At 58.3% G+C, this 16,308-nt stretch carries 13 protein-coding genes; 3 read left to right on the forward strand and 10 right to left on the reverse strand.

The window, feature by feature from the left end; genetic code table 11:
• Positions 1 to 595 precede the first annotated feature (595 nt).
• The 4 genes from KVG88_RS02265 to KVG88_RS02280 form a co-directional block, all read right to left on the reverse strand.
• Positions 596 to 1,897, reverse strand: a complete 1,302-nt coding sequence (locus KVG88_RS02265) for an Nramp family divalent metal transporter (protein WP_150700432.1) — start codon at positions 1,895 to 1,897, stop codon at positions 596 to 598.
• A 333-nt stretch (positions 1,898 to 2,230) separates the two neighbouring features.
• The gene (locus KVG88_RS02270; protein ID WP_217870177.1) at positions 2,231 to 3,793 is read right to left on the reverse strand and encodes a long-chain-fatty-acid--CoA ligase; all 1,563 of its coding nucleotides are present in this window, start codon (positions 3,791 to 3,793) and stop codon (positions 2,231 to 2,233) included.
• 67 nt (positions 3,794 to 3,860) lie between these two features.
• Positions 3,861 to 5,111, reverse strand: a complete 1,251-nt coding sequence (locus KVG88_RS02275) for an OprD family porin (RefSeq protein ID WP_217870178.1) — start codon at positions 5,109 to 5,111, stop codon at positions 3,861 to 3,863.
• 167 nt (positions 5,112 to 5,278) lie between these two features.
• On the reverse strand, positions 5,279 to 6,601 hold the full coding sequence (locus KVG88_RS02280; protein WP_217870179.1) for an MFS transporter: 1,323 nt from the start codon (positions 6,599 to 6,601) through the stop codon (positions 5,279 to 5,281).
• Between the two features lie 273 nt (positions 6,602 to 6,874).
• Between KVG88_RS02280 and KVG88_RS02285 the strand changes: the two genes are divergently transcribed.
• Both KVG88_RS02285 and KVG88_RS02290 read left to right on the forward strand, forming a co-directional pair.
• Complete coding sequence (locus tag KVG88_RS02285; RefSeq protein ID WP_217870180.1) at positions 6,875 to 7,678, forward strand: enoyl-CoA hydratase-related protein; 804 nt, start codon at positions 6,875 to 6,877, stop codon at positions 7,676 to 7,678.
• Positions 7,679 to 7,723: 45 nt separating this feature from the next.
• The gene (locus KVG88_RS02290) at positions 7,724 to 8,707 is read left to right on the forward strand and encodes an NAD(P)H-dependent flavin oxidoreductase (RefSeq protein WP_217870181.1); all 984 of its coding nucleotides are present in this window, start codon (positions 7,724 to 7,726) and stop codon (positions 8,705 to 8,707) included.
• A 92-nt stretch (positions 8,708 to 8,799) separates the two neighbouring features.
• Here KVG88_RS02290 and KVG88_RS02295 read toward each other — a convergent pair whose 3' ends face one another.
• The 6 genes from KVG88_RS02295 to KVG88_RS02320 form a co-directional block, all read right to left on the reverse strand.
• Positions 8,800 to 9,612, reverse strand: a complete 813-nt coding sequence (locus KVG88_RS02295) for an HpcH/HpaI aldolase/citrate lyase family protein (RefSeq protein ID WP_217870182.1) — start codon at positions 9,610 to 9,612, stop codon at positions 8,800 to 8,802.
• Between the two features lie 12 nt (positions 9,613 to 9,624).
• A complete protein-coding gene (locus KVG88_RS02300) occupies positions 9,625 to 10,839 on the reverse strand; it encodes a CaiB/BaiF CoA transferase family protein (protein WP_217870183.1) in 1,215 nt (404 codons plus the stop codon).
• Positions 10,832 to 12,196 (reverse strand): MmgE/PrpD family protein, encoded by a 1,365-nt coding sequence (locus KVG88_RS02305; RefSeq protein ID WP_217870184.1) that lies wholly within the window; start codon positions 12,194 to 12,196, stop codon positions 10,832 to 10,834. The genes KVG88_RS02300 and KVG88_RS02305 overlap by 8 nt, the downstream gene beginning before the upstream one ends.
• Before the next feature lie 10 nt (positions 12,197 to 12,206).
• Complete coding sequence (locus KVG88_RS02310; RefSeq protein WP_217870185.1) at positions 12,207 to 13,367, reverse strand: acyl-CoA dehydrogenase family protein; 1,161 nt, start codon at positions 13,365 to 13,367, stop codon at positions 12,207 to 12,209.
• A gap of 38 nt (positions 13,368 to 13,405) precedes the next feature.
• The gene (locus tag KVG88_RS02315) at positions 13,406 to 14,233 is read right to left on the reverse strand and encodes an HTD2 family dehydratase (RefSeq protein WP_217870855.1); all 828 of its coding nucleotides are present in this window, start codon (positions 14,231 to 14,233) and stop codon (positions 13,406 to 13,408) included.
• 101 nt (positions 14,234 to 14,334) lie between these two features.
• Positions 14,335 to 15,198 (reverse strand): MBL fold metallo-hydrolase, encoded by an 864-nt coding sequence (locus KVG88_RS02320; RefSeq protein WP_217870186.1) that lies wholly within the window; start codon positions 15,196 to 15,198, stop codon positions 14,335 to 14,337.
• 215 nt (positions 15,199 to 15,413) lie between these two features.
• On the opposite strand from KVG88_RS02320, the gene KVG88_RS02325 reads away from it, so the two are divergent.
• Positions 15,414 to 16,274 carry a LuxR C-terminal-related transcriptional regulator gene (locus KVG88_RS02325; RefSeq protein WP_217870187.1) on the forward strand — a complete coding sequence of 287 codons (861 nt, stop codon included), beginning with the start codon at positions 15,414 to 15,416 and terminating at the stop codon, positions 16,272 to 16,274.
• Positions 16,275 to 16,308: the final 34 nt, after the last annotated feature.

The following is a 16,308-nucleotide window of genomic DNA, read 5'->3' on the forward strand; positions in this document are numbered from 1 at the left end:
TCCTGTAATACTTTGTTACGCATAATGTATATTATGTTAAATCATGTGTCGGGCTGGGTTTCTTCAATACGGACCTCACTGTCAGTGTTGAAAATTAAATGGATTGCTTAGCTATGAACTCCAACCCTCTGGTCTGCCTTTTCAATTCGCTCCGCAGTTCTATCGCAATCGATTTCGAAATTTAATTGGCCATTCTGGCGGCAGAGACTCTTTCGACAAATAAAGGGATGGAGATTAAATTTTTCGCGTTCTTTGGAAATCACTGGGATCCTCTTGATCTGGCGCCATCTATTGAGTCCGCAGAAAGCATGCTAATCACCCGCATGATTGAACAGATAGATCTGATCCTAGATGCACCAGAATGTTACGCCCCGGCGTAACGCCGCCCACCAACTTGCTGACCCATCAGGTCTCTGCGTACAAACACCGCTCAAGCGCTCATTTATGTTGCTACCCCTGCCCCCGCAACACCGCAATATCCCGCTTGGGGGGCACGCCAAGCAACCGGCTGTATTCGCGACTGAGATGATGCTTTTCAAGCTGTATGCCAGTTGCCCGCGCCGAGAAGACGTTGCGTCCCCTCGGCGGTTCGGTGTCAGGTAAACAGATCGACACCCAACTGGAAGGCAACCCAGAGCGCCAAACCTGTCGCAAACAGCAGCGCGATGTTTTCAAACAGGTTGTTGCGGTATTTCTTGTCCAGCAATGATTTCTGATTGGACATGATCAACAGTCCCAGGGAAATCACCGGCAAGCCAATGATGTTCAGCGCACTCACACCAATGGTCAGGGTCACGAAATCCGGCATGCCTGGCAGCGACCAGATCAATGGCGTCACCAGGATGAACAGCATGAACCACTTATGCATCGGGTCATGATGAAACTCTTTGCCGTACTTCTCCCGACGCGCGGGACGAACATGCTGAAAGGCGTCGGTAATCAGCATCGGGAACGCAGTGGTCTTGCCTGAAATACTGGCAAACAGCGTCGCGAATACCCCGATGAAGAACACATACCAACCTATCGGGCCAAAGAAGATTTCCAGTGCTTTGCCCAGGTCGCCCAAGGTCTTCACTTCGATGCCGTTGGGCCGCAAGATTTCCGCGCCGACGATCCAGATCGCCAAGTTGATGACGATCCCGACGAACACTGCGAACAGCAAATCGTTACGTTGAATACGTTTGTGCTGTGGCCCTACCCAGCCTTTTTGGCGCATGACATAAGGGTGCACAAAGTTGGCAATGGAGCCTGCAACCGCGCCGATAACCGATACTGCCACCAGCAGCGCGCCATGGACCCCTTCATCTGGCGGGATGCTAAAGCCGATGGTGCCTTTGACGATACCGGAGACATCGGGGCCGGACATCACAGCCAAGGCGATAAAGGCCAGGGTCATAATAGCCAGCAGCCCCTTCATCACGCCTTCAATCATCGAATAAATATTACGCCCCACCAGCATCCACACTGCGAGTACTACAGCCAGGGAGCACAGCAGAGGCTGGTCGATTTTAAATAACATCGCCAGCGACTCACCCGCCCCCTTGATCATGTAGGCGTTCATCAAGTGCCCCATTAGCAGGGCGTAGACGAGCATGAACCAAGCGAAAAAGGGATTCAGTTGCGCGTAGCCTTGGAGGATCGTCATGCCTTGGTTATTGCACAACTGGAAACGAGCGATGATGTTTACGATCAGGTATCTCAGGAGCAGCGAAACCGCCAGCACCCACATCATCGCGTAACCGTAATTTGCCCCTGCCACTGATGACGTAATCAGGTCACCTGCTCCGAGCCAAGAGAGCACGGCGATAATCCCAGGCCCCAGCAGTTTGAGTACTCGTGTGAATCGATTCTGTGCAGGTGCCGCAGCCTGACCTTCGACCGAAGGAATGCTCGTCATAGAGGATATCTCCATTATTTTTTTTATGAGAACGGGTGCAGTCGAACACATGTCATACGACGTCGCATAACATTCGTTGATGTGAGTATATTAGTAAATGTTTCAATCTTCAGGTGCGTCGAAGCGAGTGAAAGCTTCCTATAACGAGCATCTCTAGCTTCATCAATTCAAGGCCGCGCCTGGGTACGCTTTCTTCTTGTGAAGCGCCCTCTCCATCGCGGAGTGCAGAGAGGCTGCGATCTTCAAAGGCAAATCAAAAGATCGCAGCTTTCGGCGGCCTACAGGGGAACAGGATTGAATGTGGGAACGAGCCTGCCGTTGGCTGATTTTGACTCAGGCAATACCCCGCGACTGGTTTTCCCAAAACGGTTTGCGTAGCTCGGTTTTCAACACTTTGCCGACGCTGGTTAGCGGCAGTGATTCGCGGAACTCGATGCTGCGGGGGACTTTGTAGCCCGCGATGTATTGACGGCAATGAGCGATGATGTCTTCGCCACTGACGCTGCAATCGGGTTTGAGAATGATCACGGCATGCACGGTTTCGCCCCATTTCGGGCAAGGAATACCGATGACCGCGCTTTGCACCACCGCCGGATGGCGGGCAATGGCCGTCTCGACTTCGGCGCTATAGATGTTTTCGCCACCGCTGACCACCATGTCCTTGAGCCGGTCACAGACGAAAACAAACCCCTCCTCGTCCATATAGCCACCGTCACCCGTATGCATCCAGCCACCGCGCAAGACTTCGGCGGTGGCCTCGGGATTGTTCCAGTAGCCGAGCATTACGTTCGGGCCGCGGACGATGATTTCACCCACCGTTCCACGGGGGACCTCATTGTCCTGGGCGTCGACGATACGGATTTCGACGCAGGCCGCTGGCAGCCCCGCCGAATACATTCTGCCGTTAGCCTGACATTCGGGCGTGTGATGCTGCACACCCAGGGTGGTCGCGGTGGGTGCCAGTTCGGTCATGCCGTAGTTCTGCGAGAAACCGGCATTGAAAAAAACAGTACGCGCGCGGTCAAGCAACGCCGGGGTAATGGATGACGCCCCATAACAGACACGTTTGAGCGATCCGACTTGCAGTGCATGGTCCTGACTCTGGTACCAGTCCAGCAGCATTTGGACCATCGTCGGTGCCAGCAGAATCTCGGTCACCTTTTCCTGGTCGATGGCCTCAAGCGCGCCCTTGGGCGTGAAGGAAGGCAAGACCACATGCGTGCCGCCGCTGACAAACAAGGCGGCCATCGCGGAGAAATCGGCCAGGTGAAACATCGGCATCGAGTGCAGGAACACTGCATCGGCCCCGCAACGGCCATGCATCAAGGCATTCATGACCGTAAAAGCGATGTTGTCATGACTGAGCATCACACCTTTGGGAAAACCGGTGGTACCGCCGGTGTAGAAGATGCCCAGCAGTTGATTGCCACTACGGCGCGCATCCTCAACTGGCTCGCTGCCGGCAATCAGTGTTTCGTAATCGAGCATGCCTGCAGGGGTTTCACCGTCACCGGCGTAAATCACCCGGCGCAGGGTTTTAGCCTCTTTCAAGATCCTCGCGCCGAGCTCCTTGTGATGGTCATCGACAATGAGGATGGAGGTCTCGGAGTCGTCGAGAGAGTAGATGATCTCCGCCGCACTCCAGCGGAAATTCACCGGGTTGAGCACGGCATCGGCCCAGGGTACGGCCAGAAAATACTCGATATAGCGCTGGCAATTGAACGCAAGCATGGCCACCCGATCATTGCTCTCGACGCCCAGGTGCTGCAGCGCTCCGGCAAGGCGGGCTACCCGGTCACCGTATTGCGCGTAAGTGGTGCTACGGCCATCGGCACGAATGGCCACGGCATTGGGACGACTTTGCAGATGACGATGCAGCCCTTGAGTGATGTACATGGGGATCTCCGGATGGTTGGGGTTGTTGTCAGGATTGGGAACGGCGTGGAGGCGGATGGATACGCGGTCACCACAGGGCCAGCGAGTAGCTGAGAATCAGGCGGTTCTCATCGATATCACTGCCAAAGTCAGTACGGGCAGTCGCGTTTCGCCACAGCAATGAAAAGTTTTTCAGCGGGCCGCTTTGAATCACATAAGCGATATCGGTGTCGCGCTCCCATTCCCGGCCATCCTCTGCCCTGCCAATCACTTCGACGTTGTTGCCCTGCACGTAACGCGTCATGAACGTCAGGCCCGGCAAGCCCAATGCGGCGAAGTCGTAGTCGTAGCGCAATTGGTACGACCGCTCTTTGGCGGAGCCGAAATCGCTGACCTGCAACAGGTTGACCAGATAAGGATTGGTCGCGGTGAGGTAGGCGAATCCCGTGTCACCGTCCATTTGCTGATAGTAGAAACCGAAGCGGTGCGTTCGGTAGCTGTACGTAAACGCTGCCCCGAGTGCGCGATTGTCGACCTCGCTGGCACTGCCATCGGCGCTCTCGTGGGACCAGCGTAGATCGGTGCGTAAGGCATGTCCTGGCGCAATGGGCCAGCTATGCACCAGCGTCGCCACTTGTTGCTTGTACACATCCTCCAGAATGCCGTAATGAAGGCCCGTGCTCAGCGCCGGGGTCCATTTGTAGTTGCCCCCCACAAAATCGAAGCGATCGGATTTAAGCCCCGGGGCGGTACGACTCGCAGACAGGGCCTCGTTATCCGAGGAGTCACGCTGGTTGACCTGCCGCAATTGGCCAAGGTCCAGGGTCAGCCCGTCGAGCTCTGTGGAGTTGAGCCAGGCGCCCTCGAACGTCTGGGGCAACAGACGGGTGTCGTTGAACATCACCAACGGTAAAAGTGGGGTCAACGTACCGACCTTCAGCACGCTGTTCGACACCTTGAGTTTGGCGGTCAAGCCCAACTCGCCATATTCATCTTCGGCACGCCGCGTTTCACGGTCGCGTTGCAACAATCCGGTGCCGCCACTGCGCTCGGGGCTGGAGTCGAGTTTGACGCCCAGCAACCCCAAGGCATCGACCCCCAGGCCGACCGCGCCATCGGTGTAGCCGGACTCCGCGCGCAGGATGAAGCCTTGTGCCCACTCTGCAGACAGATTCTGCGGTGCATCGGGCTGGCGATAATCACGATTGAGATAGAAGTTGCGGGTCAGCAGGCTGGCGTGGCTCTGCTGCACAAATTCAGCCAGGGCCGCCGGTGAAGCCAGCAGCGTACTCAGCAACGCCCCCAACGAAGGAAACCAGCACAGTTGCTTTACATGCATTTCAACATCTCTTCTTTTTTGCAGTCCGCAGCAGCTTGTCCAGGCCCGTTTCGGCCCCTGGACAACTGCCAGTCAGAAATTGCAGATGAGCTGTATCGCTGCCCCTGGCACAGGGACATCGAGTGACCGTTAAAAGTGGATGTGGAACAGAAGCGACGGAGCCGCTATCAGCGCTTGAGCTTCAGCAACCGGGTCGGCATGCAAGCGAGAAACAGCCCGCATCCCAAAATGACCAAGACGCCAACGGACGCCAAGCCCACACTCAAACTGCCCGTTTCGGCCATGATCCATCCAAGCAGCGCAGCGGAACCGAAACCGGCGGCCCCGGCGCCGACACTGCTGATAAACGCGATCCCGGTCGCCGCCGTGTCCTTGCCCAGATAGGTAGGAGGAATGGTCCAGAATACCGGCGTCGCCGAGTACACGCCTGCCGCAGCCAGGCACAGCATCAAGAGCGTCAACGGCACACCGATGTCGGGCAAGCTGAGGACAAAAAAAGCAATTGCCGCCACCAGGGATGGGACGATCACATGCCAGCGCCGCTCCAACAGGCGATCGGAGCTGCGGCCAACCAGATACATCGTGATGGCCGCCGTCAGATAGGGCAGCATCATCAACATGCCCAGTTGCTTGAGATCCGTGACCCCGGCGCTCTTGAGTATCGACGGGCCCCAGGTGCCGATGACCGCCGAGCCTACGCAAACCGCGCAATAGACCAGAGCCAATAGATGAATACGCGGGTCACGCAAGGCGCTGAATGCCCCGCTATGCCCTTTGGAGTTCTTGAGCGCCTGATCCTTTTCCAGATCCTGGCGAATCAGTTCGCGTTCGGCCGGTGACAACCATTTGGCTTTCTGCGGCGAATCGTCAAGCACCCAAAATACCGCCAAACCGAGCAATATCGCCGGTATCGCTTCGATCACGAATAACGCCTGCCACCCGCGCAGGCCAAACAAGCCATCGGCCTCATGCATGATCCAGCCGGATACCAGGCCGCCCAGTAAACCGGCCGTAACGATCGCCATTAACAGGATTGAACTGATGCGTCCGCGGCGCGCCGCCGGGAACCAGTAGCTGAGGTACAACACGACACCGGGGAAAAAACCGGCCTCGGCGGCACCGAGGCAGAAACGGGCCACATACAGTTGCATGGGTGTGGTCACCAGGCACGTCAGCCCTGATGCCAGGCCCCAGATGATCATGATGCGGGTCAGCGTTGCACGTGCACCGATCTTTTGCAGGTACAGGTTGCTCGGCACTTCAAACAGCAGGTAGGCCAGATAGAAAAGTCCCGCGCCCAGGCCATACACCGCTTCGGAGAAACCCAGGTCCTGTGTGAACTGCAGCTTGGCGTAACCGATATTGGCACGGTCGATGTAATTGATGACGTAACAGATGAAAAGAAACGGCAGCAGCCTGAGCGTGATTCTGCGGTACAAGGCATCGGCATTGACCACTTCGGGAGGTGCGACGGTGTTCAGTAAAGTCATGAAATAACCTCGATTTTATTATTTTGATTGTCATCGCTGCACTCACTTGAGCGGCTCGAGGTTACGTCAGGTAAACGTCCGGAACGTCCTCCCCCTACCGGGGGGGCATTGCGAACGACCATTTGTTCTTGCTTGTGCTTCCCCCCTGATCCGGGTAGCTCCTTGTACCCAATCATTCGCGATAGCGTGGGACATGAGCCATCGCTCGGCATCATCGCGAGTGACCGTAGCGCTCACTAATGGCCAATTCTTCAGTCAGTAAGGAGAGCCTGCATGAGTTACCAGACAATCATTTACACCCAGGAAAATTCCGTAGCCTGCATTACCTTGAATCTGCCGGAGCGACTTAACCCCTTCACCGCCGATATGGTTAGCGAGATCAGAGACGCACTCGCGCGGGTACGCACCGATAAATCAGTGCGCGCGTTGCTGCTGACAGCCAATGGAAAATTATTCAGTTGCGGTGCTGATCTAGGCAGCGGTGCTTTCAATAATCATGAGGAGTCGCGAGGCGCCCGCGCCGGGAAAGTCATGCGCAACTCGATCAACCCGCTAATCACCGAACTGCATGAACTTCCAGTGCCGATTGTCATTGCATTGAACGGAGGGGCTGCAGGCGGTGGAGTCGGATTAGCGCTAGCTGGCGATATTGTGTTTGCCGCACGCTCAGCCTATTTCTACTTGCCGTTCATCAAAAAACTGGCGTTGGTTCCTGACATGGGTGCCTGCTGGTTTCTCCAACGTCGTCTTGGTCCCGCACGTACGTTGGCATTGTGTCTTACAGGAGAACGCCTCTCGGCTGAGAAAGCTGAGCAATGGGGGTTGATCCAGAGTTGTGTTGATGATGCCGCGCTGCTCACTGTCGCCACGCAGATGGCCCGGCAGCTGGCGCGCTTACCCGCTCACGGCATTATTGAGGCGCGCCAGATATGCGCGGTCGCCAGCAGCAATGATCTGCGCGCCCAGCTGGCGTATGAGGCAGAGCGACAACAGATACTTTTCGATTCTCCAGCGTTGGAGGAAGGTGTAAAGGCGTTCTTCGAAAAACGCGATCCAGATTTCCCCGGTCGCGAGTAATCCACCCGCACTGCTTCTCCCCCGCCCATAAAAAGACCCCTTTGAATGAATATCATGAAAACCCGCATTACCGAGTTGCTGGGCATTCAATTCCCCATCGTAGAAGGTGGCATGCAGTGGGTTGGTCGTGCGCAACTGGCCGCGGCCGTCTCGAATGCCGGTGCTTTAGGCATGGTGGCAGCGCGCACGCAGCCGACGCCAGATCGCTTGCGTCATGAAATCGAGCGCACCCGTGAACTTACGTCGAAGCCTTTTGGTGTGAATCTCACGCTATCGCTGACCGCCAGCGATGTGAATTACGACGCCTGGATCGAGGCCATCATCAACAGTGATATTCGCATCGTCGAGACAGCCGGCAACAATCCGCAGCCCGTGATAGCGAGACTGAAAGAGCACGGGATTAAAATTATTCATAAGTGCACGTCGGTACGGCATGCCTTGTCTGCAGAGCGCTACGGCGCTGATGTGATTTCCATTGATGGCTTCGAAGCCGCGGGGCATTGCGGTGAGGACGATGTCCCTGCCCTGATTATGCTTCCTGCGTTGGGTAAGGCCCTGAAAATCCCTTTCATTGCTTCCGGCGGCATCGCCAACGGGCGCAGTATGGCCGCCGCGCTGATTCTCGGTGCCGACGGTGTGAATATGGGTACGCGTTTTATGCTGACCCAAGAATCCACCATCCATGACGAAATCAAGCGTGTTCTGGTAGCCGCTACGGAACGTGACACCGTTTTGATCAAGCGAACGCTCAGGCGAACGGCGCGCTTTTTTAACAATCGCGTCTCACAGGAAATCATCGAACTTGAGCGGCGCTCTGGCGGCGCGGGTTATGACGACTTACAGCACCTCTTATCGGGCCAAAGAGGCTTGGAGGGATTGGAGTCGGGTGATATTGCCGCCGGTCTGATCTGCGCCAGTCAGGTCATTGGATTGGTTGACGACATTCCGACTTGCGCCGATTTGGTGGCGCGCATTGTCATCGAATGTCGGGAAGGACTGGAACGCACACTGGCTCGCTTCGACCGATAAATCGCGTGCAAGCCGTGCTCCTGCAGGATGTGCGTAGACCCTGTAGGAGCTGTCGAGTGCAACGAGGCTGCGATCTTTTGATCCTTTTACATCTAGCCCATCGCCAACAATCTGCGCGCTCGACTCAGCACCGGTGCGTCGACCATTTCCCCATCTACCTTGAACGCTGCTTCGCCGGACTCTGCCGCGCTCAACACACGGTGCGCCCACGCCAACTCTTCGGCACTCGGCGCCAGTGCCGTATGCACAACGGGCACCTGGCGCGGATGGATGCACAAGGCACCGCCCATACCCATGTCGCGAGCACGTCGCATGGCCGCGCCAAACCCGGCGTCATCCTCGAAACTCGGGTAGACACTGTCCAGCGGCGGCGGCAAATCGTTAACCCGCGAATGCAACAACAGCGCAAAACGGGTCTGGTCGAACAGCGTTTCTGCGCCAGGACTGCCAACCTTCCATCCCAGGTCCAGCGCCAGGTCCAGTGCGCCGAACGTCAGGCGCTGCACGCCCTTGCACGCTGCGATGGCGCCAATCGCAAGCACACCCAGCGCGCTTTCGATGATGGGCCATACGGGTTTTCCGCTTGTGGCTACGTGGTTCACCTGGGCCGCTGACTCGGCTTTGGGCAGCATGACTGCGCTGACGCCTGGTTGCTGGCGACAGAGTTCCAGGTCGGCCTCGTGTTCATCGGTGCCCGGCGCATTGATTCGTACCAATAGCCGGGCGTCTGGGTTTTGCTTTAAAAACGCTTGCAGATGCTCTCGGGCCAGGGTTTTATCCGCCGGCGGTACCGCATCTTCAAAATCGATGATCACCGCGTCGGCGCCACTGGCCAGCGCCTTGGCGAATCGTTCAGGACGATTGCCTGGCACGAACAGTGCCGAGCGAACCCATAGACTGGACATACACCTGCCTCCTCAACCGTTCTGGACAATGCCTGTTTCGCTCAGGCGCTGGATATCCATGGCGCTGTAACCCAATTCGGCCAGTAGCGAGTTGCTGTGCTGGCCCAGCCCCGGTACCGCCGCCATGCGCGGTGAAAATGTGTTGTTGCTGGCTGGCGGCAACAGCGTCGGCAGTATGCCCGCCGGGCTGGCGACTTCTGTCCAGCGACCTCGCGCCTTGAGCTGCGGATGTTCCCAGACGCCGGACATGTCGTTGACCTGGGCGTTGGCGATCTTCGCGGCATCGAGCCTTTCGATGACGGTGGCGGCATCCAGTTGGGCAAACACGTCGACAATGATGGCGCGCAAGGCCTGACGGTTGTCCGAACGTTTGAAGTTGGCGCTGAAGCGCTCGTCGTCGATTAATTCCGGACGTTTGAGTACGAGCTCGCAAAACTGCACCCATTCACGCTCGTTTTGCAGTCCGATCATGACTGTGCCGCCGTCGCCTGAAGGGAATGGCCCATAGGGATAGATCGTCGCGTGGGACGCTCCCGTGCGCTGCGGTGGCGTGGCGCCTTCGAAGGCGTAGTACATCGGAAAGCCCATCCATTCCACCAGGCTTTCCAACATGGATATCTCGACACGACTGCCCTGCCCGGTCCTGTCGCGCAGCAGTAGCGCCGAGAGGATGCCGGTGTAGGCGTACATGCCGGCAGAAATGTCGGCAATCGAACAACCGGCCTTGGCCATGCCCTCCTCCGTGGCGTTACCGGTCACGGACAGAAAGCCGCTTTCGCTCTGGATCAGCAGGTCATAGGCCTTCTTGTTTTCATAGGTGCCGCCTTCGCCATAACCGGAAATGTCGCAGACAATCAGTCGTGGATAGTCTTTGTGCAACGTCTCGAACGACAGCCCCATCCGCGCGGCGGCGCCCGGTGCAAGGTTCTGTACCAGCACGTCGGCCTGCTGCAAGAGCTGGTCGAGAATGACCTTGGCCTCTTGCTGCTTGAGATCAAGCGCGATGCTTTCCTTGGAGCGGTTGGTCCAGACGAAATGCGAGGCCATGCCACGCACGCGCTGATCATACCCACGGGCAAAGTCACCGCTGCCGGGCCGCTCGACCTTGATCACCCGTGCACCCAGATCCGCCAGTTGCCGCGTGCAGAATGGCGCGGCAATGGCATGTTCGAGGCTGATGACGGTAATGCCGTCCAGCGGCCGCAGGTTGCTCTGTTCATTACTCATCGATGTTCTCCATCAAACCCTTGAGGTTCAGTGCGTTGCGTAGCCCCCAGACACGGGCAATCAATATCCCGGCCTGATCGCTATTCAACACGCCGGCAAAGGCCAGCAAGCGGCGGAACTTGTCTTCCAGTTCGGCTCGGGACAGCGTGTTGTCCGGATCGCCCTTGGGTGAATCGATGGCCCCGTGCAGCACACGACCTTCGGTGGTATGCACCTCGACACGTCCCAACCAGCGACGGGGGTAGGCGCAATCAACTTCCGCATCCAGTTGCATCAGCACTTTGCCGCGGAACTCGCTGACGGCCGGGTCGGTCAGCGCCAGTTGCTGGAACTCTGGCAGGCCGGCCTTGCCATGCACAGCGATCAGGCCGAGTACGGTGCCCATGGAAAACTTCGCCTGATGCACGCTCTGCGGCACCGTGACCCGGCCCAACACGTCGATTGCGCCCTGATGCACCCGGGTAACGACCCTGGCGATCTGCTGATGCTGCAATCGCTCGCGCTGCATAAGCGCCTGCAACGCATCGGCGGCGGGATGGGTGTGACGGCACGAAGCATGGAACTTGAAGGAAGTTTCGAACAGTGCCCAGCGGCTGCCGAGGCGATCGGACAAGCACTGTGGCTGCGCATCGCTGGACATGCCGGCGGCCATGCCCTGCTCGCCCTCGAGGATGTTGCGCGCCCCGGTCAGGCCGTCGCGGGTCAGGTACGCAGCCAACAATCCATCGGCCGCGGCCTTGGCGGTGTGCAACTGCTTGGAATCCGCCGCATCGCGCAGAAACTCCCAGAGCCCGGCGGCCTGGGTGCCGGCGGTGCCGAGCAGGTTGATGAAGTTTTCTTCGTCAAAACCCATCAATTTGCCGACCGCCACCGCTGCGGCTAGGGTGCCGACGGTCGCAGTGGTGTGGAAAATCCGGTAATGGGAGCGTCCGAGGAATTCACCGATGCGGATGCCGGCTTCATATCCGGCCACGGCTGCCAACAGCAACTCGGCACCGGATTTGCCCAGGTCCTGGGCGGCGGCCAGCACGGCGGGAAAGACCACGGTGGCCGGGTGCAGCACAGAGCTGTTGTGCAGATCGTCCTGCTCGACCAGGTGCGAGGAAGCACCATTGACCAGCGCGGCGAAGTACGCCGAGGTGCCCCGGCCATTGACCAGCATGGTTGCGGGGCCGTCTACCGGGCCCATGGTCGCGGCGTAGCGCTCGAATAACGGGATCGGGTGCGCACCCTGACTGGCCAGCGCGGAGCCCAGCCAGTCGAGGAACAAGTCTTCGGTGCGGGCAACCACCGCTGGCGGCAGGTCGGCATAGTCCAGGCGGGCGAGAAAGGCTGCCAGCGTACGGGTATGGCTCATGGATTTTTCCTTAAAAGCTGCGCGGCAATTCGAGCAGGTGCTCGGCGACGTAGGACAGGATCAAATTGGTCGAAATCGGTGCCACCTGGTACAGGCGCGTTTCACGGAACTTGCGCTCTACGTCGTATTCGCAGGCGAACCCGAAACCGCCGTGGGTTTGAAGGCAGGCATTGGCGGCTTCCCAGGAGGCTTTGGCGGCCAGGTATTTGGCCATGTTGGCGCTGGCGCCGGCGTTGACCCCGCTGTCGTACTCAGCACAGGCACGCCAGCGCATCAGGTCGGCGGCTTCGATTTCGATGTGGGCCTCGGCAATCGGGAATTGAACACCTTGGTTCTGACCGATCGGCCGGCCGAATACCACACGATCGCGGGCATAAGCGCTGGCTTTCTCGATGAACCAGCGTCCGTCGCCAATGCACTCGGCGGCGATCAGGGTGCGCTCGGCATTCAAGCCATCGAGGATGTACTTGAAGCCCTTGCCCTCCTCGCCAATCAGGCTATCGGCAGGAATCTCCAGGTTGTCGAAGAACAACTCGTTGGTCTCGTGATTGACCATGTTGGCGATGGGCTGCACGGTCAGGCCATTGCCGATCGCTTCGCGCAAATCCACGAGGAAAATCGACATGCCCTCGGACTTTTTCTTCACGTCGGCCAAGGGTGTGGTGCGAGCCAACAGAATCATCAGGTCGGAATGCTGGATGCGCGAGATCCACACCTTCTGGCCGTTGATCACATACTTGTCGCCCTTGCGCACGGCGCTGGTCTTGATCTTGGTGGTGTCAGTGCCGGTGGTTGGCTCGGTCACGCCCATCGACTGCAGGCGCAGTTCGCCGCTGGCCAGTTTCGGCAGGTAGTAGCTTTTTTGTGCCTCACTGCCGTTACGTAACAGGGTGAACATGTTGTACATCTGCCCGTGCACGGTGCCCGAGTTGCCGCCGCAACGGTTCACTTCCTCCAGGATTACTGAGGCTTCGGCCAGGCCCAGGCCCGAGCCGCCGTATTGCACCGGGATCATCGCCGCCAGCCAACCAGCCTTGGTCAACGCCTCGACGAAGGCTTCCGGGAAGCCTTTTTTCTCATCGATCCCACGCCAGTAAGCGGCATCGAATTCGGCGCACAACGCGCGCACACCTTCACGGATCGCATTGAGTTCGTCACTGTTGGGGTTCATCGGGTGTCCTCGATTCTTGTTATCGGATACTGGGAGATTCAGTCGAAAGTCAGTTCGGCGCGCTGCGCTATTCCTGCGTCATTACCTGCCCATAGTTCAGCCTTGCCGGGCGCATAGAGGCGCCCGCCAACGGAAAAGGGCTGGGGCGAGATAAGCGGTCGTTGACCGCGATATTCAAAGCGACGCACCGTCGCCTGTGGATTGGCACGGCAGAAGGCGCGCAGATTGAGAATCGCAATCAATGGACCGTGCACGACCAGGCCGGGATAGCCTTCGGTTTGCGTTGCGTAAGGCCAGTCGTAGTGAATACGATGAGCGTTGAACGTCACGGCGCTAAAACGGAACAACAGGGTCGGCGTCGGCGTTATCGTTTCTTGCCAGCCGGCCAGAGGTAGCGCATCACCGCTGCCGGGTTTGGGGGGCGAAGGTTCGCGATAGACGATGTCCTGCTCTTCTCGAATCGCCAGCCGCCCTTCTTGCACATAATCGTGACGAAGGGTCGCGAACAGTAGTGAGCCGGTACGGCCGGCTTTTTCTTCGATTCGCAGTACCGTCGTGGTGCGGGTAGCGTCAGTACCGACGCGCAACGGTTCATGGAATTCCACACGGCCACCGGCCCACATCCTGTTGCGGTTGTGCGCCGGGGGTAGAATGCCGCCCCTGGCGGGGTGGCCATCCTCTCCCAGTCCCTCCTCCGCTACCGCGGGCTGAAAGAACGCCCAGTGCCACAACGCAGGTAATGCCTGTCCTGTAACAGGAGCACTTTCTCCAAGCGTCGCGGCAATCCGCCTGGCCAGGGTGGCACTCAACTGTTCGGTGGTTTGCTCGCTACGTCCAATCCAGGCGGCATAGGGCGAATCGGTCATCGAAGTCATGCAAAAAATCCTGTCAGGGAGCGTTTGAACCATGCTCAGGTGTTAGCGCCGCGCGCAGAACTCCCCACGTAGGGTGGGTGGCGGACCCTGACTCAGTGTTCGAATTGATGGAGTGCGCGATACAGGTCGAACGCCAGGTAACGCGATTGCCTGTCACGCATCACCTTGACCATCGCCACGTCCGGATCGCGGCTGAAAAAAATTCGCCCGCGTTCGTTGACGAGGTGATCGAGCAAGCGTTCTTTTTCACCGACCAGGCATTCGGGGTTGCGGTCATAACCACTGGTGACCGCCAACTCCAGCCAATGGCTTCCGGGGATCAGGTCGCCGGCGAACAGCACAGGCCCGCCCGGCATGGCGATTTCCGGCATCAATTGCCCGGGGGTATAGCCGTCGCTGAGATGGAAATGCCAACCACTGCCGAGCAGCTCGCTGGCAGTCCCCTTGAGCAAAGAAAGACGATCGCTCGCTTCCAGCCGGTGGAGAATTGAGGAAACAAACAACTCCCGATCACGCGGATGGGGATGACGCGCGCGGTCCCAATGGCGCTCGCCCACGAGGTAACGGGCGTGGGGGAATAACAGGCGCGGCGTTTCACCGTCCGCGATGGCGCTGCGCAGTCGCGACGAGAGCCGAGCATGCACGTGAACGAGCACCACGATATGAATGTCGTCCTCGCCCAAGCCGTGCTGGGCTAGCGCATCAAGCAACCCCTTGGTGGGCTGTTGACAGCGGCATGTGCGTGGCAACGGTGCCAGGAGTGCTTCACTGCCGGCCAGTACCAGAATGTTTTTCTGCCCCTCTTGCACCAGTAAGGCTCGTGACGCGAGCCGGATCTGGTTTTCGTGATCGGGACTAATCCAGTCAGACCAACGCGAGCGAGGTGTGTTGCCGAACATGACGCCGCCATCAAGCCTTCGACTTGTTCCAGCTAGCGCGGAAATACGACGGTTCATTGCGCGATTTACCTTGAATGAAGATGACGTTCAGAGCTGCTTTCAATGCTATGGGCAGTCCGCTGGCGTATCGACGGTCGAAGGTATGAAGCGGCGGAGCATGCGCCTGACGTCCGAAGGAACGTAGGACGGAAGGACATTGGACCTCGCGATTTTTGCTCCTCGCCGGTTGGTAAAAAACCGAGGATGGTGGCTGGATTTACCGAGTCATTGGCATGTCCTACACCCCCCATCTATTGAAGGCGCGCCTTGCGTTGGCGCGTGGAGAGCGCGAAACCTGGCTGCGCCTGGTACTGGAACTCGAGCGGTTCGGCCAACGTTCAGGCTCTGACCGCCTACAGCGTACAGCCTGGCTTGAGCGAGTCCGGGTGGCGACCTTGCACAAGCACCTGGACGTGGCGCAACTGGCCCTACAATCTGCGCACAGTGTGGGTGGGCCCGCGCACTCTGACAGCTTGTTGGCCATTGACGAACTCGACAATCTGCTGATCGCCCGGCAACGCTTGAACATCGCCCAGGGTAACTTCAGTGCTGCCATCAATGACCTGCTTGCCGCCATCGGCAATGCACAGGCTGTTCGGCGTCCACACCTCGAAATCAAATGGCTCGTGTTATTGGCCATGGCCCAGGACGGAAAAAAGCGCACACGGTTGGCCATGTTGGCACTTGATCAGGCAGTGCGGCTGGCCGAACAAGAAGACGCCCTCCAGGTGTTTGTCGAAGAAGGTGCCCCTCTGGCAGTGCTGTTGCGACGCTGGATCAGCCTTCGATCCGGGCAGACTGATCAAGCAATCAATCCGGAATTTGTCGCTCGTCTGCTTCAACAACCCGGCATGGTGACGGGCACATTGAAGACAACCGAAAACGATGACAATCGCTGCGCACCATTAACCGCGAGGGAAACACAGGTCTTGCGACTGCTGGCTGCCGGCCTGCGCAATCGGGCTATCGCACAAAAGATGTTCCTCAGCGAATGCACGGTGAAAAGCCACCTGCACAAAATCAACGTCAAACTCGGCGCCCGCAGTCGTATCCAGGCACTGGCCATCGCCCGTGAACGTGGCTGGCTGGATTGATCCGGCGTGTGTGGTCCTCCAGCCACGAGGGTCT

Source organism: Pseudomonas azerbaijanoccidentalis (genome assembly GCF_019145495.1).
Taxonomy (GTDB): domain Bacteria; phylum Pseudomonadota; class Gammaproteobacteria; order Pseudomonadales; family Pseudomonadaceae; genus Aquipseudomonas; species Aquipseudomonas azerbaijanoccidentalis.